Annotated in this window: 14 protein-coding genes and 2 pseudogenes; 6 read left to right on the plus strand and 10 right to left on the minus strand. The window is 72.6% G+C overall.

Annotation, left to right across the window (positions count from 1 at the left end; translation table 11 throughout):
* Window positions 1–20 precede the first annotated feature (20 nt).
* Window positions 21–1,466: a hypothetical protein gene (locus tag K7I03_RS15335; RefSeq protein ID WP_221902862.1), complete on the minus strand. Its 1,446-nt coding sequence runs from the start codon at window positions 1,464–1,466 to the stop codon at window positions 21–23.
* Between the two features lie 1,103 nt (window positions 1,467–2,569).
* Between K7I03_RS15335 and K7I03_RS15345 the strand changes: the two genes are divergently transcribed.
* Window positions 2,570–3,538, plus strand: a complete 969-nt coding sequence (locus K7I03_RS15345; RefSeq protein WP_221902899.1) for a PP2C family protein-serine/threonine phosphatase — start codon at window positions 2,570–2,572, stop codon at window positions 3,536–3,538.
* A gap of 36 nt (window positions 3,539–3,574) precedes the next feature.
* On the opposite strand, the gene K7I03_RS15350 is transcribed toward K7I03_RS15345, so the two are convergent.
* Both K7I03_RS15350 and K7I03_RS15355 read right to left on the minus strand, forming a co-directional pair.
* Window positions 3,575–3,883 (minus strand): hypothetical protein, encoded by a 309-nt coding sequence (locus K7I03_RS15350; RefSeq protein ID WP_185942419.1) that lies wholly within the window; start codon window positions 3,881–3,883, stop codon window positions 3,575–3,577.
* Between the two features lie 77 nt (window positions 3,884–3,960).
* On the minus strand, window positions 3,961–4,260 hold the full coding sequence (locus tag K7I03_RS15355; RefSeq protein WP_185942420.1) for a hypothetical protein: 300 nt from the start codon (window positions 4,258–4,260) through the stop codon (window positions 3,961–3,963).
* A gap of 14 nt (window positions 4,261–4,274) precedes the next feature.
* On the opposite strand from K7I03_RS15355, the pseudogene K7I03_RS15360 reads away from it, so the two are divergent.
* Window positions 4,275–4,541 (plus strand): annotated as a pseudogene (locus K7I03_RS15360) (thiamine pyrophosphate-dependent enzyme); the annotation flags it as partial.
* Between the two features lie 69 nt (window positions 4,542–4,610).
* On the opposite strand, the pseudogene K7I03_RS15365 reads toward K7I03_RS15360, so the two are convergent.
* Window positions 4,611–5,015 (minus strand): annotated as a pseudogene (locus K7I03_RS15365) (thioesterase II family protein); the annotation flags it as partial.
* Between the two features lie 26 nt (window positions 5,016–5,041).
* Complete coding sequence (locus tag K7I03_RS15370; RefSeq protein WP_185942421.1) at window positions 5,042–5,461, minus strand: ester cyclase; 420 nt, start codon at window positions 5,459–5,461, stop codon at window positions 5,042–5,044.
* 634 nt (window positions 5,462–6,095) lie between these two features.
* On the opposite strand from K7I03_RS15370, the gene K7I03_RS15375 reads away from it, so the two are divergent.
* Both K7I03_RS15375 and K7I03_RS15380 read left to right on the plus strand, forming a co-directional pair.
* A complete protein-coding gene (locus K7I03_RS15375) occupies window positions 6,096–6,749 on the plus strand; it encodes a TetR/AcrR family transcriptional regulator (protein ID WP_185942422.1) in 654 nt (217 codons plus the stop codon).
* Between the two features lie 44 nt (window positions 6,750–6,793).
* A complete protein-coding gene (locus K7I03_RS15380; RefSeq protein ID WP_185942423.1) occupies window positions 6,794–7,360 on the plus strand; it encodes a cupin domain-containing protein in 567 nt (188 codons plus the stop codon).
* A 513-nt stretch (window positions 7,361–7,873) separates the two neighbouring features.
* Here K7I03_RS15380 and K7I03_RS15385 read toward each other — a convergent pair.
* The 3 genes from K7I03_RS15385 to K7I03_RS15395 all read right to left on the minus strand — a co-directional run bounded on the left by K7I03_RS15385 (window position 7,874) and on the right by K7I03_RS15395 (window position 12,545).
* A complete protein-coding gene (locus K7I03_RS15385; protein WP_224347065.1) occupies window positions 7,874–9,724 on the minus strand; it encodes a M6 family metalloprotease domain-containing protein in 1,851 nt (616 codons plus the stop codon).
* Window positions 9,725–10,209: 485 nt separating this feature from the next.
* The gene (locus K7I03_RS15390; RefSeq protein ID WP_221902863.1) at window positions 10,210–10,989 is read right to left on the minus strand and encodes a MerR family transcriptional regulator; all 780 of its coding nucleotides are present in this window, start codon (window positions 10,987–10,989) and stop codon (window positions 10,210–10,212) included.
* 119 nt (window positions 10,990–11,108) lie between these two features.
* Complete coding sequence (locus K7I03_RS15395) at window positions 11,109–12,545, minus strand: serine hydrolase domain-containing protein (protein WP_185942425.1); 1,437 nt, start codon at window positions 12,543–12,545, stop codon at window positions 11,109–11,111.
* Window positions 12,546–12,741: 196 nt separating this feature from the next.
* Between K7I03_RS15395 and K7I03_RS15400 the strand changes: the two genes are divergently transcribed.
* Together K7I03_RS15400 and K7I03_RS15405 are read left to right on the plus strand one after the other, a co-directional pair.
* A complete protein-coding gene (locus tag K7I03_RS15400; RefSeq protein WP_185942426.1) occupies window positions 12,742–13,554 on the plus strand; it encodes a TetR/AcrR family transcriptional regulator in 813 nt (270 codons plus the stop codon).
* 1,522 nt (window positions 13,555–15,076) lie between these two features.
* Window positions 15,077–17,365, plus strand: coding sequence for a HelD family protein (locus K7I03_RS15405; protein ID WP_185942490.1), 2,289 nt, complete (start codon window positions 15,077–15,079; stop codon window positions 17,363–17,365).
* A gap of 78 nt (window positions 17,366–17,443) precedes the next feature.
* Here the strand turns inward: K7I03_RS15405 and K7I03_RS15410 are convergent, their stop codons facing one another.
* Together K7I03_RS15410 and K7I03_RS15415 are read right to left on the minus strand one after the other, a co-directional pair.
* On the minus strand, window positions 17,444–17,932 hold the full coding sequence (locus K7I03_RS15410) for a pyridoxamine 5'-phosphate oxidase family protein (RefSeq protein WP_185942427.1): 489 nt from the start codon (window positions 17,930–17,932) through the stop codon (window positions 17,444–17,446).
* A 46-nt stretch (window positions 17,933–17,978) separates the two neighbouring features.
* Complete coding sequence (locus tag K7I03_RS15415; protein WP_185942428.1) at window positions 17,979–19,427, minus strand: MFS transporter; 1,449 nt, start codon at window positions 19,425–19,427, stop codon at window positions 17,979–17,981.
* Between the last annotated feature and the right edge of the window lie 154 nt (window positions 19,428–19,581).

A 19,581-nucleotide genomic window follows, 5' to 3' on the forward strand; every position in this document is an offset into this window, starting at 1 on the left:
TGATGCAACAGAGGGGCGGATCAGGCGCCGGCCGGCTCGTTCTGCGATTCCGTGTGCTGCTCCGGGGTGGCCGGTGGGGCGTGTACGCAGCGGACGACGGCGCCGGTGTCCGTTTCGCGCAGCCCGTGATGGTCGCACTGAAGGCACGCGTCCATCACGGCACGATCGCGCACGCGCTTGACGTCGGCGTTCAATTCCCTGAGTGCGTCGAGTGCGAGGGGCTGCTGGTGCCAGCGCGGCGGCTCGTACTCGGGAATGGCGTGGCGGGCCTCGATGGCGGTGTCGATTTTGCCGTTGAGGATGGTCACCGCGGCAGAGGACGCCTCCGCCGGCCCCATCGCCTTGCGCTCTTTCCAGCCTGCCGCCGTGTCGGCGGCCCTCCATGCGAAGCAGATCATCTGGCCGGGGGTGAATCCGGCGTCGAAGCCCTTTTTGACGATATCGGCGAGCTGTCGGCGGCGCCCTTCGGGCACTTCGGGGTACTGATACGTCTTCGTCAACAGCCCATCGAGGTAAAGGATGAGGTTGACGATCTCCATGTGCTCGACGAGTTCGGCAAGAGCCTGGCGGGCCTCATGTGCCGCCTGCCCGGGAGCCGTCATGTAGTGGCTCTTCACTGTCCGAGCGTGCGCCGTGATCACTTTGCTGTCGCCTACCAGGCGCCATCGCGCCTCCGTGAGGAAAAAGCGGGGACTGTCGTCGCCCTCCGAGAAAACGAACGCCTTTCGGGGCGTCTCGGCGGCGACGGCCAGGAGGTCCGCTGCGTACAGGTCGAGAATGGCGTCTCTGTCCCGGTCGATGTCCGCCGTCCACCCGAGAAGGCCCAGATCCACCATGCTGGGCAGTGGCTTGCCGGGGCGATAGGCGGCGTGGCCGACCAAGGCGAGGTACAGAGCCGGTGCGAGGGGACTGTCGTAGGGAATGCGGGCGCCGGCCCCGTCCTTGGCCTCCTCGGCCGCGAGGATCTCGGCGATCTCGGCCGCTTCCTCCTCCGCCTTCAGCCGCTCGCGTTCCTTCTCGGCCCGGGCGGCCTCAAGTCTGTGCTGACGCTCGCGCTCGCGTTCCTCCTCCCGGACGGCGCCGCATTCCTGGCACAGGTACTTGTCGTTGGGACGGTCGAGGAATTTCCCGGCCACCTTGACGGCCCACGAACGGTTGGCGACCCTGATCGGTTCGTCGCACTTGACGCACAGGGATCGCAGCAGAACCGCGTACGAAGCGGAGGTCGCGGTGGCCGCCGCCCATTGCAGCTCGCCGATGCTGCCGACGGTGCGTGCCCACGTACCGTCCTCGGCGATCTCCCAGTACAGCTTCGCGATTTCTTGCTCCTGCGCTGATCGTCCGGCCTCGATGACGACACGGAGACGAGGCGCGCCAGGCGGAAACTCCACCACCACCGGCGTCGGTACAGCCCCCTGCCCCTTCCTCGCCCGCTCCCTCTTCCGGCGACGTTCACGCTTGCCCATGCGCCCCTCCCTCGGCCACCGTTCCCATGCTCCCGCATGCTCCCCGTGCCGACGGCGCGTTTTCGGCAGGAAGCCCCGACTCTCGGCGGGTCCAGGCAAGTTCGAAGCGTTCGTGGAGGTCCGTCGCGGCGTCCAGGGAGCAGATGGTCTTGGCGGTCAGGACGGTCAGGAGGGGTACGAGGGGGAGGGTGCGGTTGTGGGGGCGCGGGGTGAGGAGGGCGGCGCTGCTGGCGGCAGCCAGGGCGACGGCCGAGACGGTGAGCAGCCAGGTGGCCAGGCGCGGTTCGAGGCGTTCGACCGTGGGGCGGGCCGCGGCGGCGGCGAGGAGGGGGGAAGAGCAGGGGCAGGTAGCAGGGGCAGGTAGACGGCCAGGTGAATCCCGGGTCCTTGGGCGGCGGCGGGGACCGGGGCGGTGGCCCCGGGGGGGCAGTGGCCCCGGGGGGGGCAGTGGCCCCGGGGGGGCAGCGATCCAGGAGGCAAGGATCCCAGAGGCAGGGGTCCCAGGTCAGTGGTCCCCGGGGCAGGGGTCCCGGGTCAATGGTCCGCGGGGCAGGGGTCCCGGGTCAGTGGTCCCCCGGCAGGATCCGTGTCACTGGGCCCCCGGCAGAGGGCTCCAGGTCACTGGTCCGCAGGGCAAAGTCCCAGGTCAGTGGTCGGGGTCCAGGGGTGCGTTGAGGTGGGTGCCCAGCAGGCGGCGTAGGGGCCTGCTCGTCGGCCGCCGACAGGTCGTCGACGAAGCGTGCCAGGACCGCCTCGCGGTCGCTCTCGCCGCTGAGGACCTGGTGCATCCTGCGGGCGGCGAGGCCGGCATCCTCTTCCACGCCGTCCTCCGCCGGCACGCCGTACGGCTTCCGCCCCTCCTCGCCCGCACGCCACTGCGCCCCCCTGGTGGCGGCGCAAAGCCGATGGCGCGACGCTCCCGCGTCAGAGCACCCGAGGAATCCGGAAAGCCATGTCCGGCTTGCCTGGCTATGCTATGGAATGTGATCAAGCCTGGACGGCTGTGGTTCCGGCGTCGGCCCGGGCGGGAGCTGTTTACCCTGCTGTCGCCGGTGCTCCTGACCGTCGTGATTGCGAGCCTGGCGTACAACACGCCGCGGAGCATGGCGTTCAGCCGCCTCCTGCCCGCGGCGCCCGCGCTGGCGGCGGCGATGTGGCCGGTGCTGCCTACGGTGCTGCTGGGCACGATCTGTCTGCTGTTGATGATCGGGCTGGGGATCGTGTTCCCCGACCTGGGGACGGGGTACACCGCGGCCGGGATCGTGGCGGTGACCGTGGCGGCGGCGTATGGGAGCCATGCGCGGCTGCAGCGGGAGCGGACGTTGTTCCAGGTGCGGCTGGTGGCGGACGCGGCGCAGCAGGTGGTGCTCAGCCCGATGCCGCGGCGGTGCGGGAGCCTGGAGATCGAGTCGCTGTACCTCGCGGCGGCGGCCGAGGCGCGGATCGGGGGCGACTTCTACGAGGTGGCGGACACCCGGTTCGGCGTGCGGCTGCTGATCGGGGACGTACGGGGCAAGGGGCTGCCCGCGGTCGGGTCGGCCGCGGCGATGGTGAACTCGTTCCGCGAGGCCGCGTACGACGTCCCCGGCCTGGGCGACCTCGCGCGCCGGCTGGAGGCCAGCAGCACCCGGTACAGCGCCGCGTTTCCCCCCGACGACCTCATGGAACGCTTCACCACCGCCCTGCTCGTCGAGATCCCGCACGACGGCGGCCGGATCGGCATCCTCAACTGCGGACACCCCCCGCCGCTGCTGCTCGGCGGCGAGGGGCTCCGGGTACTGGAGTCCAGTGCCCCCTCGCCGCTGCTCAACCTGGCGGAGCTGATCGGGGACACGTACAGCGTCGACGTCTTCGACGTCTCCCCCGGCGACATCCTGCTGCTCTACACGGACGGGGTGACCGAGGCCCGCGGCCACGGCGGGGCGTTCTTCCCGCTCCAGGACTGGATGCGGCGGCAGACGCCGGGGCGGCCCAGGGCGCTGCTCGACGCTCTCCACCGTGACCTGCTGCGCTACAGCCGGGGCGGGCTGGACGACGACATCGCCGCGCTCGCGGTCCGGCTCGATCGTTGATCACCGCTCGATCGACGCATCGGAGGCTCGGGCCCCTCAGTCCCAGCGGAACCATGCGCGGTCCCGGTCGATGTGGAGGAGGAACTCGGCGACGGGACCGGTCGGCGACACCAGCGTCAGGGCGCTCTCGATGGGGTCGTAGGCGGCGTCGAACCGTTCGAACTCCTCCGCCTCGACGATGGCGTTGACCTCGTCGAACCAGGGCCTGAACCGGTCGAAGGCCGCTTCGGGGACGAAACGGCCGCGCAGCCACGGCATATCGCCGTCGTCCACGGTGATCGTGCCGACGAGGGTGCCGCCGCTCATGAGGCGCCACGTGGTGTCCGGGTTCGGGTCGGTCGTCATCCTGGCCTCACGGATCGGGTTCTTCGGCTGCCGCCGCCCGGCATGGCTGCCGGAAGCTCGCGATCAGTAATTCGCGATCAGTAATTGTCGCCGAACGCCGCCCGCTGCCGCTTCTCCAGCCAGCCCTTGAACAGGGCCGCCACCGGCGGTGCCGGGACCCCCGAGCGCTCGTCCGGGCCCGCCACCGAGGACAGCCAGGCCGGCATGAACTTCGGCGTCCACGAAGGCGCCGTCTTGCGCATGTGCGCCGCGAACCCCTTCCACACCTTCTCGTTCAACACCGGGGCGAGGCGGACGGAGAGTTCGCGTTCCTCGTCCGCCGCGTGCCGGGCGAGCTCGTCGCGGAGCGGGTGGGTCAGGCGGGCCAGCTCGGCCACAGCTCGGCGCCGGGATCGGCGCCGCGTTCGCCACCGGCCGCCGCACCTGTGTCGTCGCGGGCGACGGCGCGTTCTTCATGCACGGCATGGAGGTGCACACCGCCGTCGAACACCGGCTGCCCGTCACGTTCGTGGTGCTCAACAACAACGCACACGGCATGTGCGCCACCCGCGAGCGGCTGTTCTTCTCCGGCGACTACTCGTACAACCTCTCCCGCCCGGCCCGGATCGGCGACGGCGCCGCCGCCCTGTTCCCCGGCCTGCCGGCCGTGACCGTCCGTACCGCCGGCGAGCTGACCGCGGCCCTCGGCCGCGCCCACGCCACCGGCGAGCGTCTCCTCGTCGGCGTCCGGATCGAGGATCCGGGTCGGCCGGACGTGCGGCGCGCGGTGCGAGCTGAGCACCAGGGCGCGCGGCGGCGCGGCGCCCCGCCGCTGCCGGGCCAGCGTCAGCGCGTGGGCGACGAACGCGCCCATGCTGTGCCCGTACAGGACGTGTGGCCGGGACAGCGCCTCGTCGAGGTGCTCGTCCAGCGCGGCGACGAGGTCGTCGAGCCGGGTGAACCGCGGTTCGTGCGCCCGGCCTTCGCGCCCGGGAAGCCGGACGGGCAGCACGCGCACCCCGGCTCCATGGGCGTCCAGGTGCTCCTGCCACCGCTCGTAGGCGGAGGCTCCGCCTCCCGCGCACGGCAGGCAGAACAGGTTCAGTCCCGCCGGCGGCCGTTCGCCCGCCGCCGGCGTCAGGTACGGCGTCATCACGCAGGCATCCCCCGTCCCACGCTTCAGACCAGTTGCCGCGCGGCCACCACGCGGTCGTAGTACAGCGTCCCATCGACGAGGAACTCCCCGTCGAACTGGGAGAGTACGGCCACGGGCAGCTCCATCCGCCTGCCGCGGTTGGGGATGTCCTGCCAGTCGGCCGCCTGGGTGCCGTTGATCCGGCTCTCCAGAATGACGACGTCGGCGGTGTGGTGAATGGCCAGCACCTCGTGTTCGAGGTCGGGAAAGGCCGCCAGCATGCCCTCGAAGTGCCGGCGGACCGCGTCGTCGCCGACCAGCGGCTGCTCGTCGAACGGGACGACGCGGCAGACGCCCCCGGGCCCCCGCCCGGCGCTCGACATCACCGCCGCGGTGTGCCTGAGGACCAGTTCTTCGCGGTGTTTTCGCAGGTCGGCCTTGGTTCGCTGTCGGCTGTCATGCATCGTGCGCCTCTTCTCCCCCGTTGCCGGACGCGCTGTCGCCGTCCGGCCGCGCGCGTCCGGCACGACACCGGCCCGCGCCTCCACGAAGCTCCGCCGTGGAGGCGGGTCGCTCCGGCCGTCGCGATCCGGACCCTGACCACACATCACTCCGAAGGGCCGGCACCGGCACCGGCACCGGCACCGGCACCGGCACCGGCAACCTCAACGGCGCCAAAGCGGGACGTTTATCTCCGTGTTGTCGCCATTACCGCGTGTTGTCTGCGATTCAAATTCATGCGCCGAGCCCGGGCAACCGTCCGAACGAAGGCGAGGTGAATCTTGACTTAATCGCACTCCCGAATAACACACAAATCCGGCCGTCCCGGACACGGTTGAGAGAACGGCGGGCACCGTGAAGACCGTCCGACCCCTTTCACCGGCAAGGATTGCACTGGTCAGTGCATTGATTGCACTGAACGGTTGAGTAACGTCCCGACCCTGTGTAACCTCCGGACCATCGCCCGGCAACACCCCCACCGGACAAGGGAGATCAGCGTGAAGACCCGCAAACCCCCGACTCACCAGGGCTTATGAGGCGCCGGGTGGCACCCTGAGGCCGGAGCCCCTCAGGGGCCCGACCAGGAAGGAGTGCCACATGTCCCTGACATCGACCGCCCGTCCCCGCGGACTGCCCGACAAGCGGCAGGCCATCTCCGAGGCGGCGCGGCGGGTGTTCGGCCGCGAGGGCTACGCGCGAGCCAGTCTCGACGTCATCGCCTCCGAGGCGAACGTCGCCAAACGCACCATCTACAACCACTACGCCGACAAGGAGGACCTGTTCCTCTCGGTCGCGATCGAGGGCGCCGACGCCGTTACCGACGCCGTACGGGCGCTCATGGAACGGCACCTGCGGAAGATCGTGGACCTGGAGGAGGACCTCACCGACTTCTGCCTGGACCGGGCGCGGGCGATCACCGAATTCCCCGAGCACTTCGCGCTCGTCCGCACGATCCACGCGGAGGTGACCCGGCTGCCCGCGGACTTCCTGGAGACCTGGGCGGCCCACGGGCCACCCACCTCCCACCTCCGGCTCGCCCCCTACCTGCGGAAGATCGCCGACCGAGGGCTGCTGGTCGTCGACGACGCGGCACGGGCCGCCCACCGGCTCAACACGCTCACCCTGCACGACGTCCTCATCCGCTCCTACTACGGAGCGGTCCCGCTTCCCGACGCCGAGACCGAAGAGATCGTCACGGACGGCGTCCGCACCTTCCTCCGGCTGTACGCACCGGCCCCGGGCTCCCCCTAGACCCGGCCGGGCGGCACCCGAACCACAGATCCAAGGAGCACGCGGTGTCCTTCCTGTCCCCTGACTACCCCGAGGTCCTCTACGACCGCGACAAGGGCGAGCTCTCCGCGTCCTTCCGGCCCGTGGACACTCCCCCGGACTACACGGCCCCCAACGGCAACACCTACCACTACCTCTCCACGAAGCTGTCCACCAACGGGCTCTTCGGGCTCTACAAGAACAGGATGGGACCGGCCGTGGGCGGGACCAGCCCGCACTTCCACAAGACGATGTCCGAGGCGTTCTACGTCCTCTCGGGCGAGATCCACGTCTTCGACGGGGAGCAGTGGTTCGACGCCTCGGAGGGCGACTACCTCTACATACCGCCGGGCGGCGTGCACTCCTTCGGCAACATCTCCGGCGAACCGGCCGAGTTCCTGATGCTGTTCGCCCCCGGCGGCGCCCGCGAGGCGTACTTCGAGGGCCTGGAGCACCTCGGTTCCATGACCGACGACGAGCGGGCCGAGTTCCTGGTGCGGCACGACAGCTTCTTCGCCGACATGACCAAGGGGCCGGGGGCGGACTCCTGGGAGCGCCGGGCGTCCCTCCGGAAGTCCTTCAAGACCCAGTGACGTCGTCCGCATGACGTTGTCCGCATGACGTTGTCCGAGCCTCGCCGAGGTCGTTCAGGACCCGTTGAAGTCGTTCCCGGCTCGGTGGGGTCGGGTTGGGATCCGCTGAAGTCCCGGGCGGTCCACCGAAGTCCGGCGCGATTCGCCGAGGTCCCGCACGCCCCACCGGTCACCCGCTGAACGGGGTTCCCGCGCGCTGCCCCCCGTCACGCGCGAGGTGCGGAAGGACGCTTCCCCCGCCTGACGCACCGCCCCGCAGCGGGTCGCGGGCCCCGGCCGGCACCGGGCCGGGGCCCGCGGGATGGGCCCTGCCCTGAGGTTCATCAGGGCAGGGCCCTCAGGGAAGAACCCTGAGGGGAGACCCCTCAGAGGCGAACCCTTAACAGCAGGCCCTCTGGGGAGGGCCCTCGGGCCGGGGCCCGGGCCGACCGGAGGGGGCGGCCCGGGCCCCGGCCGTCGGCCCTTGGCCCCCGGACCCCGCCCCCGGACCCCGGAGTCCGACCCCGAGCCGGCTCAGCGGCCCGTCGCCCGGACCGAGCAGACGGCCGTGGCCGTACGGCGCGGGTCGCTCTCCGAGCGGGCGGTGAGGGTGATCTTCCCGTTCCGCTCGGCGCCCGCCTTCGCGGCGACGGCGACGTCCACGGGGACGGAGGCGCCGGCTCCGGCCGTCGCGAGGCGGTTGGGCAGCCAGGCCGTCCAGCCGCGGCCGGAGGCCGTGGCCGAGAGCCGGTAGACGTCGGCCGAGCGGTAGCCGTCGTCGGCCTCCGCCGGGCGGCCGGTGTTGGCGAGGTCGAAGGTGCACCGGGCGCGGCCGTCGGCCGGCCGGCCCTTCGCCGTCCCGCGGCCCAGCGCGGCGCCGCGCGCCTGCGGGCCGGTCCCGTCGAGGGACTTCACGCCGACGCTGTAGGAGAGGACGCCGGCGGCGTCGCGGCGGATGTCGAGGACGTAGAAGTGCAGGCGGTTGGCCTGGTCCACGTACTCGTAGGAGCTGCCGGAGTCGGCGCCCGCGTGGAACAGGGCGTCGCTGAGCTGCCGGTAGTCGCCCATGGTGATCTTCTGGAGGGTGCCGTCGGGGCGCTTGAAGTCGACCATGCCGATGTCCTCGGGATGGGCGTCGATCACCCAGGCGAAGGGGGCGCGGTCGGCGTTCTTGGTCTTGCTGATCAGCACGCCGTGGTCGGGGGTGAAGGAGTCCATGCCCATGCGGTCGACGACCTCGACGGTGTAGTTGTCGTAGCCGCCGCCGTCGCAGAGCGGGTCCTTGGTGCGGTCACAGGCCGGGGAGAGGTCGCGGCCCATGCTGACGTTGATGCCGGAGAGGCCCTTGTCACCGGGTGGTGCGGAGCGCGCGGTGACGCGGGCCACGATGAGCCCCTGGTTCTTGAGGTCGTCGCGGTCGAGGCGGAGGACGTTCTTGTCGTCCACGATGCCGAGCTTCATCTTGTCCCGCAGGACGTGCTGGGCGCCCATGGAACCGCCGGCCGTCGCGGGGATCCGCCACCGCGTGTGCGGGCCACCGGGTCCGTTGAAGGACCCGCGCGACAGCATCCCCCAGATGCCGGTGTAACTGCGGCTCAGGGGCGTCCCGTAGGGGTTGTTGTAGTTGTCCCCGATGCCCAGGATGTGGCTGAGCTCATGGGCGAACGTCGCCATGCCGGAGCTCTCGGCCTGGGTGGACGAGCCGTCCGCCGCGTTCGGCCAGATCCGCGCGGCGGCCTGCCAGGACGTCCAGGGCACGTACCGGGTCTTCGCCGCGTTGCCGCCGGACGCCAGCGGGGACGGCGGGCCCCAGGCGGCGGGCACGTCCGCCGCCGACCGGAACTTCATCTGCCCGAACTCCTGCCAGGCGGACGACTCGTCCACGCCGGCCGTCAGGTAGAAGACGAAGTCGAACTTCTTCACCTGGTCGGCACCCACGTCGGCGGCCCAGGCCCGCTTCCCGTCGGCCCTGATGTCCTTCCCGCAGGTGTCGCCGCGGGGACAGGCCCCGGGGTTCATCTCCGGCTCGATCCCGTACTGGTACGACTTCCACGGCAGCCGGTACGCCCCGAACGCCGTCAGGTCGACGCCGAAGCGGCCCCCGGAGTCCTCCATCCAGTACTCGTTGATCGTGTGGCCGTGGTTGAGGGCGCCCGGCTTGTTGAGGAAGTCGCGGTAGAAGGCGGGCACGCGGTCGCGGGGGATGCCGGAGGCGGGCGCCTGCGGATTGCCGAACCGGCCGGCGCCGGCCGGCTTGCTGACCGAGAACTCCTCGTCCGGGTAGTCCAGGAGCACCAGCGCGCCCTTGAACTTGCGCTGCGTGGGCTGGACGGCGGGATCGGCCCAGCGGGTGCCGGGGACCGAGCGGTACTCCGCCCAGGTCATGTCGTCGGGGTTGCGCCAGTTCTGCGGATCGATCGGACGGACCAGAGACTGCCGTCCCCGCGGCCCCGCGTCGGGCGTCGCCAGCGCCGGCCCCGCGGCGACGGCGCCGGCCGTCAGCCCGAGGAGCGCGGCGGCGACGCGGACGCGGCCGTACCGTATTCGTCCGCGTCCGGTCCGTCCGGCGCGTCCGTCGTGTCCGCCGCGTCCGGCCCGGCGGGGCGGTAAGCCCGGTGAACGTCTGTGACGGTGGAGGAACAAGACTCACCTCTTGTCTGAAGTCGTCCCCTGGCGTCAGGAGTTGACCGCCGGAGACGCGGCAAGCTGTTCGATGGGGGTGCCCACCGGGGCCAAGGTAAGGGGGAGGGGGCTGTGGCGCCAGAGTGACGCGGCTCCCGGCTGCCGGGCGAGGGCCCTTGAACGGGGGCGGGCCCCCGCACCCCCACATCCTCGGACCGTGCCCTCGAACCGGCTCCGCGCGGCGCCCCTCATGGAGCGGTCATGGTGACCCGTACGTACTCGTGCAACGCGTCCCGGACGAACGCGGCGCCCTCCACGGACCCGTAAGTGGTGGCGAAGTTCGGGTCCGTGACGTACATGTCCCCCAGGCAGCGCACCATCGCGGCGGACCGCTCGCGGTCCCCGTCGGCCACCGGCGTGCCGGGGATCGCGCCGAGCCAGGCGACGTGCCGGGCGGCGAGCGCCTGCGCCCGGTCCGAGAGCGGGGACGTGCCGTCCCTCCAGGCCGCGGCCCACGCGTCGACGAGCTCGTCGGTGTCCCGCTTCCAGGCGAGCTGCTGCCGCATGTCCTTCCCGTGCCACCAGTCGTTGCTGAGCCGGAAGGCGCGCTCGCCCCAGCGGGCGACCACCTCGTCCTCGTAGCTGTCGTTGAATCCCTCCAGCATCATGTCCATCGTCGGGTCCTGCCCCGAGCGGCGGGCGTCGAGGGTGCGCCGGACGGCCCCGATCCGCCGGTCGAGGCGCTCGCGCTCGGCCTCCAGCAGCCGGATGTGCTCCCGCAGTGCCGTCTCCTCGTCGGCCTCCCGGTCCAGCACCTCCGCGATGACCGGCAGGCTCAGCCCGAGGTCCCGCAGGAGCAGGACGCGCTGCAGCCTGGCCACGGCGTCGACGTCGTAGTAGCGGTAGCCGTTGGAACCGACGCGGGAGGGCGGGAGAAGGCCGATGTCGTCGTAGTGGCGCAGCGTCCGGCTGGTGACCCCGGCGCGGCGCGCCACCTGCTGAATGGTCCACTCCACGAGACCCGTCATGTCCGCCCCCTTCACCCGGCGTGCCTCCTCCGTGCCTCCTCCGCCGCGATTGTCCTCGATCGCCGGACGGGCTGATCGTTCAGCCCTCCGGCGGGAGACCGGGGCCCCGCAACCGGGCCTCAGGCGACCTTGGGAGCGGCCCGCATACCGATGTAGCAGCACCCGGTGCCATCGGCCAGCGTCGAGAAGACCACCGGCATCCAGTCCTCGCTGAAAGCCGCCCCGACCCCCGACCCGGCGAACACCGTCTCGGTCACCGGCCGCAAGTCGATCTCCAGCGGCTCGGAGAAGCCCTTCATGCCGTCGACGAACTCGTACCGCAGGTGCGCTCCCCCGGCACGCGCGCCGACGGTGATGACGACGCCCTCGCGCCGGTACGTGCCGACGAGCGGCGCGAGGTCCACGACGGGCGGGACGGCGGCCGGGGCGAAGGAGCCGGGCATCCGCACGCCGGCCAGTTCCCGGAGGAGTTCGCGGAACAGAGCGGCGTAGACCAGGCGGGCGCCGCCGCCGTTGGTCGTCAGGGCGACGGCCACCCCCGCGTGCGGGACCACCCGCAGGTACGCGTACTGGCCGATGGAGGCGCCGTCGTGGCCGAAGCCGGGGGTCCCGGACCAGTCGTACAGCGACCAGCCCAGGCCCCAGCCGTCGGCGCTGACGGTCCACTTGTCGGGGACGTCGACCTCGCGCCGGCGCATCGCCTCGACGGTCTCGGGGGCGAGGATCCGGGTTCCGTCAGGGGCGGTACCGCCCGCGAGGTGCATCCGGGCGAACCGGACGACGTCGCCGGCGCTGGCCAGGACCCTCCCGTAGGGGCCGGCCGACCGCGGCATCAGGTCCCAGGCAGGGGCCGGCTCCGGCATACGGCCCGGCTCGCCGAGGTGGCCCATGGCGGCCCGGAAGGCGAGCGCCTCCTCGGGCAGGGTCATGGTCCGGGTCAGCCCAAGCGGGGCGACGAGGCGCTGCTTCAGGGCTTCGTCCCAGGTCAGACCGGTCAGCACCTCGACGATGCGGCCGAGGACGTTGTAGCCGACGCTGCTGTACGACGAGCCCGTACCGGGCCGGCAGTCCAGGGCCACCCCCTCGGCGGCGGCGACGTACCGGGCGAGGCAGTCGTCCCCGCGGCCCGTGTCCAGGGTGAAGTCACAGGTGAGACCGCTGGTGTGGCTGAGCAGCATGCGAGGCGTGATGACGGCGGTGGCCTCGGGGTCCGCGGCCGAGAACTCCGGCAGCACCGCGGTGACCGGCGCGTCCAGGTCCAGCGCCCCCTCCTCGGCCAGTTGCATCACCAGGGTCGCCGTATAGACCTTGGCGATGGACCCGAGCTGAAAGACGGAGTCGGGCGTGGCCGTCACCCCGGTCCCCCGGTGCAGCAGTCCGGCGGCCAGCTCGTGGACCTCACCGTCCGCGAGGACCGCGAGCGAGGCCCCCGGCACGTGGTGGGCCGCGCAGAGTTCGTCGAGGCGGCGCTGCCAGCGGGCGGCGTCGAAGGCGGTGCCCGTCGGCCGCGTCGCGTCCCGGTCGTGGGCGGCGGTGGTGTTGAGGTCCTCGGACATGACGGGCTCCCCCTGGAACGAGTGATCGCTGCGGCGGGCCTCCCCGGGCCTGCCGACACCGAACACTGTACGGCACTCCGCACAGTGTTCGCAAGCCCGTACGCTGTGCGCCGCCCGGCTATCCTGGGGCCGCGTGGACGCGGGAGCGCGGAACCGAGAAGCGCACGCGGACACAAGGGAGAGGGACGACGACCGCATGCCGACCGACCAGCACGACCACACCCCGCCGACGGCACCGGACCGCCCGGCCGCCCCGGACCTGCCGATCCCGTCCGTCTGGACGCGGCCGCACCGGGTACGCCGCGAACAGCCCGCCCTGAGCCGGGAGCAGATCGTCTCCGCCGCCCTCGGCCTGCTGGACACCGACGGCCTCGAAGCCCTGAGCATGCGCAAGCTCGGCGCCCGGCTCAACGCCGGGGCCACCTCGCTGTACACCCACGTGTCCACCAAGGACGAGCTGATCGAACTGGCCGTGGACGAGGTGTACGGCGAGATCGACGTGCCCGCCGCGGATGACCCGGCCGGCTGGCGCGAGGCCGCCGCCCGCGCCGCGCACGGCCTGCGGACGACGATCCTCCGGCACCCCTGGCTGGCCCCCGCCCTGGGCGGGCTCGGACTCACACAGCTCGGCCCCAACGCCATGCGGCTCTCCGAGGGCCTGCTAGCCCTGTTCGAGGCGGCGGGCCTCCCGGCCGGCGAAGCGGACCTCGCCGTGTCCACACTGAGCGCCTACGTCATCGGCATGAGCATCAGCGAGGCGGCGTGGCTGACGACGGTCGCGCGGAGCGGCCGGACCGAACGCGAATGGGTCGAGAGCCTGTGGCCCGCGGCCGAGGAGGCGACCGGCGAACACCCCCAACTGCAGGTGCAGTACGCCTCCTTGCGCCACCGCGACCCGCACGAGACGCGGGACGAGAAGTTCACGTACGGATTGCGTCGCGTACTCGACGGCCTGGCGACACGCATCACGGACGGCACGGGCGCCGACGCGGCGGCCTCCCCTCGGTGACCTCATGACGCGGGGGCCGGCTTCCCCGGCCGGCATCCCGGGTGCCAAACCTCCTCACGGCGAATTCACGGTTTTTTCCACCCATCGGTGGAACGCACTCCCGAACTCGCCCACTGGGACCCGACCTTGGCCAGGCTGTACGGGTGCGGGGATGGCTGAGAGCGGGACGGCTGACGGCGCTGGCGGCGTTCGCGGTCTTCGGGCTGGCGGGCGAGGCGGCCGCCGACGACCTGGAGGCGGACGCGACGGCCGGCAACAGTTCGCTGCACGCGGTCGTCCACCACGTGCCAAGGCTGCTGCCACCGCACCCGCCGTCGCATGTGCGCGTGCGCGCGCTGGGCGGCGCGGTGCGCGCGAATGTGGACGACGACGGGGTGCGCTGCCTGGCCGTCGGGGCGGGAGTGCTCCGGGTGACCGCCCATGTGCGGCTGGGCGCCTGCCAGGCCCAGACCCCTCCGGCGGCCGCCGCACCAGCGGCTCCCGCCCCTGCGGCCCCTCCGGCCGCCGTGGCACCGGCCGCCCCGGCGGCCCCACCAGCCGCTGCCACTCCTGCGGCCCCGGCCGCCCCGCCGGCAGCGGCACCGGCGGCACCGGCGGCGCCCGCCGCCCCGGCAGCTCCCCCGGCCGCCGCCGCTCCAGCCGCTCCCGCGGCGCCCGCACCTGCGGCACCCGCAGCCCCCGCACCAGCGGCTCCCGCTCCGGCCGCACCGGCCCCCGCCGCGCCGGCGGCTCCCCCGGCCGCGGCCCCGGCAGCACCACCAGCCGCCGCTGCCCCACCAGCCGCCGCAGCTCCTGCGGCCCCCGCACCCGCGGCACCGGCAGCACCAGCGACTCCGACGGCACCCGCAGCACCCGCCCCTGCTCCCGCTCCCGCTCCCGCACAGCCGGCCCGCCCGGCGACCCCGGTCACCGCGAACCCGCCCGCCCGCTCCGCCGCATCGGCCCCCGCCGCCGCGACACCAGCACCGGGCGCACCGGCCGCGCCGTCTTCTCCGTCCACACCGTCATCGCCGGCCACCCCGCCCCCGGCGGAGAGCCACATCCCGGCGCCGATCCCGCCGGTCCACCTCCCCATTCCCCCGCACCACATCTACCGGAACACGGTGGCGGCGGGCGGTAACCCTCTCGTACCGCACACCTCCGTGGTCACGCTCACCCTCTTGCTCACCACACCCGCCGTGCTGACCGCCGCCCTGCTGCGGCCCCGCTCCGGCAGCCGCCGCACCCGCTGACCCACCGGGCACACCCGCCCCCGCACCCGCACCCCCGGTCCCGCCCGCACCACGAAAGGCACCGCTGCGAAACACGCCCCCGCGACAGGCGCCGCCGCGAAAGGCCCCGCCAAACAAAGATCGAGAAAGGCCGCGCCAAAACAACAAATGCCCCGGCGTATTGACAGCCGGGGCATTTTCTCGCGTATATTGATTGTTTCTATGCCGCGCCGAAAGCAAGGCATGGAGAAGCTTTGTAAGGCCATGATATCGGGGCGGGAGTCACAGTGTCAAACGCGTCGGCCCAGGAATTGCGGAACGAACAGGAATTCATCGACAACCTCCACACACGCCTCGCGGAACTCCGTGACGAGGCCGAAGCCGGGATGAACGCCGCCCTCGCCTCGCCGGGCGGCGGCACCTTCCAGGCCCGGCTGGAGCGCGATGTGCTGGTGGCCGAACGGTCGGGGCTGCTGGCCGCGTTCAACGCGGGGGAGAACGGGCTCTGCTTCGGCCGGCTGGCGTTCCGCGACGGCCGCGACCACCACATCGGCCGGATCGGCATCCGCCGGGACGACGCCGACCGGACGCCCCTCGTCATCGACTGGCGGGCCGACGTGGCCCGGCCGTTCTACCTGGCGACGGGCCACACCCCCATGGGGCTGCGCCGCAGGCGCCACATCAGCACCGAGGGCCGCTGGGTCACGGCCCTCCACGACGAGATCCTCGACCTCGCCGACCCCGAGCGCACCGGCCTGGAGGGCAGCGACGCCGACGCCGTCCTCCTCGCCGCGCTGGACGCCGCCCGCACCGGGCGGATGCACGACATCGTGCAGACCATCCAGGCGGAGCAGGACCGCATCATCCGCGCTCCGCACCGCGGTGTCATGGTGGTGGAGGGCGGCCCGGGCACCGGGAAGACGGTCGTCGCGCTGCACCGCGCCGCGTACCTGCTCTACGCCCACCGCGAGCAACTGGCCCGCCGCGCCGTGCTGATCGTCGGCCCCAACCCGGCGTTCCTCGGCTACATCGGCGAGGTGCTGCCCTCCCTCGGCGAGACCGGGGTACTGCTCGCCACGCCCGCCGAACTCTTCCCCGGCACCATCGCCACCGGCACCGACACCCCGCGGGCGGCCGAGGTCAAGGGCGCCGCGGCGATGGCGGACGCGCTGGCCGCGTACGTCCGGGACCGGCAGACGCTGCCCGACCCGGAGCTCGTGATCCCGCACGACGACGGCGACCTGGTGCTGGACGAGGCCATCGCGCGGGCGGCCCGCGAACGGGCGCGCGCCACGAAGCTGCCGCACAACCTCGCGCGCCCCACCTTCGCGTTCGCCGTGATCGACGCGCTCACCGCCCAACTCGTCGACCGCATCGGGGCCGACCCCTACGGGGGCCCGAACCTCCTCGGCCCGGACGACGCCGCCCAGCTCGGCAAGGCCGTGGCGGCCTCCCGCGACGTGCACGCCGCCATCGACGCGTTGTGGCCGGCGCTCACCCCGCACCGGCTGGTGGCGGACTTCCTCGCCGACCCCCGCCACCTTCCCCCGGCGGACGCCGACGCCGTCCGACGGGACGCCGGGCCGTGGACGCCGGCCGACGTACCGCTGCTGGACGAGGCCGCCGAGCTGCTCGGCGAGGACGACTCGGCCGCCCGCGCCGCCGCCGAGGCCGCCCGGCAGGAACGAATCGCCTACGCCCAGGGCGTGCTCGACATGTCGTACGGCTCCCGCACCCAGGAGTTCGAGGACCTGGAGGACGAGGACTCGGAGGTACTGGCCGCCCATGACGTCGTGGACGCGGAACGGCTCGCGGAGCGCCAGGAGGAGACCGACCACCGCAGCGCCGCCGAACGCGCCGCGGCCGACCGCACCTGGGCCTTCGGCCACGTCATCGTGGACGAGGCACAGGAGCTGTCCCCGATGATGTGGCGGCTGCTGATGCGCCGCTGCCCGACCCGGTCCATGACGCTGGTCGGCGACCCGGCCCAGACCGCCGAGCCGGGCGGCTGCGGATCGTGGGAGGCGGCCCTCGCGCCGTACGTCGGCGACCGCTGGGAGCACATCCGCCTGGGCGTCAACTACCGTACGCCCGCCGAGATCATGGAGGTGGCGGCGGAGGTGGTCCGGGCCTCCGGGATTCCGGGGTTCCGACCGCCGCGTTCCGTCCGTTCCACCGGCGTACGCCCCTGGGCACGCCGGACGGACCAGCCGGCCGAGACGGTCGCGGAGGCCGTGGCAGCGACCCTGGCCGAGCATCCGGAGGGACGGCTCGCGGTGATCGCGCCCCGGGACCTCCTCGACGCCCTGTCGGCCGCCCTCCCGGACGCCTCCGCCGGCCCGGCGCCGGACCTGACACGGCCGGTCGTCCTCCTGGACACCCGGCAGGCCAAGGGGCTGGAGTTTGACACGGTGTTCGTGGTGGAGCCGGGCCGGATGGGGGTGAGTGACCTGTACGTGGCGCTCACGCGGGCCACTCAGCGGCTGGGCGTGGTGCACACGGGAGCGCTGCCGCCGGGCCTGGAGAAGGGGCTGCAGAAGGGGCCGGCGGAGAAGCCGACGGAGGCACCGGCGAACACGGAGGAGACACCGGCCGGCTGACCCCGAGGGCTTCGGCCCCGGTCCCGGGGCCCGCCCGGAGCCGGGGCCCCGGGCGCCGTCCCTCTCAGTCCCCGCCCCTCAACCCCCGTCCTCCGCCCGCCAGATCGTGCTCCGCAGATCGGCCCCCCGCACCACCTGGATCCGCCACGGGTCGATGCGGATGACGTGGTACTGAGGGTCGTCCGGGCCGCCCCGCCAGTAGTGCACCGGGTCGTATCCGACGCCCGGCGGGCCGCCCCGGATGTAGAGGTCCCAGGCGTGCCGTCGGGACCCGTCGTCGTCGGCCCAGGTGGAGACGCCGTCGACGAAGGCGGCGTTCTGCCGGGGGCTCCAATAGGCGTAGGTGGTGTGCGGGTTGCCGGCGAGGTGGGCCGTCTTGACGGGCGTCCGGTAGGCGGCGAGCCAGCCGACCGGGCGCCCGTCGACGATCTCCCATACGGGGAGCAGGACGCGGGCCCGGGGACGGTTCCGCCGGTCCACGGTCACCATCGTGGCGTACCGGATCTCGCGGACGTACGCGAGGAAGGTGTCCCGGATGTCGGCGAAGGAAGCGGCGCGGTCGGTCATGGGATGACTCCTCGGTCGGGGCGGTGGAGGCGGTGCGGCAGACGGCTCAGGGGGCGGCCGTTGCCCGTACCGCCCCCTCCGTACCGGAACCCGCGCCCGCGTCCACATCCACGCCTGCGGCCGCGACCTCCCCCGTTCGGCCCCGCAGCCCGAACGCCGCCACCACCGCGGCGAGGACGGCCGCGCCGAACGGCACGAGGAGCGCCGCACGGTACCCGTCGAGCAGGTCGGCCGGGGATCCGGACGACGGCGTGGCGGCGATGTTCACGGCCGTGGCCCCGGCGAGGCCGAGCGCCGCGCCGAACTGGAAGAAGGTGTAGAGCAGTCCGCCCGCGAGCCCCTGCTCCTCCTCGGCGACGCCTTCCGTGGCGACGATGGTGAGCGGCCCGTACGCCAGCGAGAACGCCAGGCCGAGGGTGACCAGGCTCGGGAGCATCAGCGCGTATGTCCAGTCGGCGCCCACCGGCAGGAACAGGGCGTAGGCGAGCGCCGCGAGGAGCATGCCGCCGAGGATGAGCCGGGGGTTGCCGAACCGCCGGACGAGGCGCGGGGTCAGGGTGGGCGACAGGATGGCGTCGATCCCGATGACGATCATGGCGAAGCTCGTCCGGAGCGTGGACCAGCCGCGCAGTTCCTGGAGGTAGAGCACCACGAGGAACTGGAAGCCGAAGAAGCCCGCCGCGAAGAGCAGGGCGACGAGGTTGGAGCGGACCAGCGGGCCGCGGAGGATGCCGAGCCGGACGAGGGGGGACGTCGCCCGCCGCTCCACCGCGACGAAGACCGCGAGGAACCCGAGCCCGGCGGCCGCCGTGACCGCGGTCGTGAACGGGCTGCCGTGCGCGGCGCGTTCGACGGTCAGGACGAGCAGCACGATGGCGGCGGTGACGGTGACGGCCCCGGCCAGGTCCAGGCTCTCCCCCGGCGCCCGCTCCGGGCGGGGCGACCGGGGGATGAGGACCAGGGCGGCGGCCAGCAGGACGGCGGAGACGGCGACCGGGGCGAAGAAGACCCACCGCCAGTCGGCCGCGCCCAGCAGTCCGCCGGCGACCAGGCCCAGCGAGAAGCCGCCGGCGCCGGTACCGGAGTAGATCAGCAGCGCGCGGTCGCGCTCGGCGCCCTCGGCGAAGCCGGTGGTGATGACGGACAGCCCGGCCGGGGTGATGAACGCGGCGGCGACGCCGGTGACGAAGCGCGCTGTGATCAGCATCCAGCCCTCGGTGGCGAAGCCGCCCAGCCCGGAGAAGAGCAGGAACACGGCCAGCCAGGAGAGGAACATCCGGCGGCGCCCGAAGAGGTCGGCCGCCCGGCCACCCAGCAGCATCAGGCCGCCGTAGCCGAGCACATAGGCGCTCATCACCCACTGCAGCTCGCCGGTGGACAGGCCGAGGTCGGCCCGGATGACGGGGAGGGCCACGTTGAGCATGGCCACGTCGATGCCTTCCAGGAAGACGGCACCGCACAGGACGAGGAGGACGCCCCATTGACGCGCAGACATGTGCATTCCTCGGTGGTGGGAGGGGAGGTGAGGTGAGGGATTCAGAGCCCCACCCTCCGTCCGGCGCCCCTGGGGGAACAACGGCGAAGAACGCGACGTTCGTTCAGCCAGACTTACCGATCAAGGCTTACCGATCAAGGCCTACCGATCACGG

The sequence above is a fragment of the Streptomyces mobaraensis genome, assembly GCF_020099395.1.
In the GTDB taxonomy this organism is placed as follows: Bacteria; Actinomycetota; Actinomycetes; order Streptomycetales; family Streptomycetaceae; genus Streptomyces.

What these genes read in the sequence shown, in the direction of transcription:
- K7I03_RS15390 (WP_221902863.1), bottom strand. Translation starts at nt 10,989, where the DNA reads ATGACGGGTCTCGTGGAGTGGACCATTCAGCAGGTGGCGCGCCGCGCC.
- K7I03_RS15350 (WP_185942419.1), bottom strand. Translation starts at nt 3,883, where the DNA reads ATGACGACCGACCCGAACCCGGACACCACGTGGCGCCTCATGAGCGGC.
- K7I03_RS15410 (WP_185942427.1), bottom strand. Translation starts at nt 17,932, where the DNA reads ATGACCGACCGCGCCGCTTCCTTCGCCGACATCCGGGACACCTTCCTC.
- K7I03_RS15395 (WP_185942425.1), bottom strand. Translation starts at nt 12,545, where the DNA reads ATGTCCGAGGACCTCAACACCACCGCCGCCCACGACCGGGACGCGACG.
- K7I03_RS15335 (WP_221902862.1), bottom strand. Translation starts at nt 1,466, where the DNA reads ATGGGCAAGCGTGAACGTCGCCGGAAGAGGGAGCGGGCGAGGAAGGGG.
- K7I03_RS15415 (WP_185942428.1), bottom strand. Translation starts at nt 19,427, where the DNA reads ATGTCTGCGCGTCAATGGGGCGTCCTCCTCGTCCTGTGCGGTGCCGTC.
- K7I03_RS15375 (WP_185942422.1), top strand. Translation starts at nt 6,096, where the DNA reads ATGTCCCTGACATCGACCGCCCGTCCCCGCGGACTGCCCGACAAGCGG.
- K7I03_RS15385 (WP_224347065.1), bottom strand. Translation starts at nt 9,724, where the DNA reads ATGACCTGGGCGGAGTACCGCTCGGTCCCCGGCACCCGCTGGGCCGAT.
- K7I03_RS15400 (WP_185942426.1), top strand. Translation starts at nt 12,742, where the DNA reads ATGCCGACCGACCAGCACGACCACACCCCGCCGACGGCACCGGACCGC.
- K7I03_RS15370 (WP_185942421.1), bottom strand. Translation starts at nt 5,461, where the DNA reads ATGCATGACAGCCGACAGCGAACCAAGGCCGACCTGCGAAAACACCGC.
- K7I03_RS15345 (WP_221902899.1), top strand. Translation starts at nt 2,570, where the DNA reads ATGGCGTTCAGCCGCCTCCTGCCCGCGGCGCCCGCGCTGGCGGCGGCG.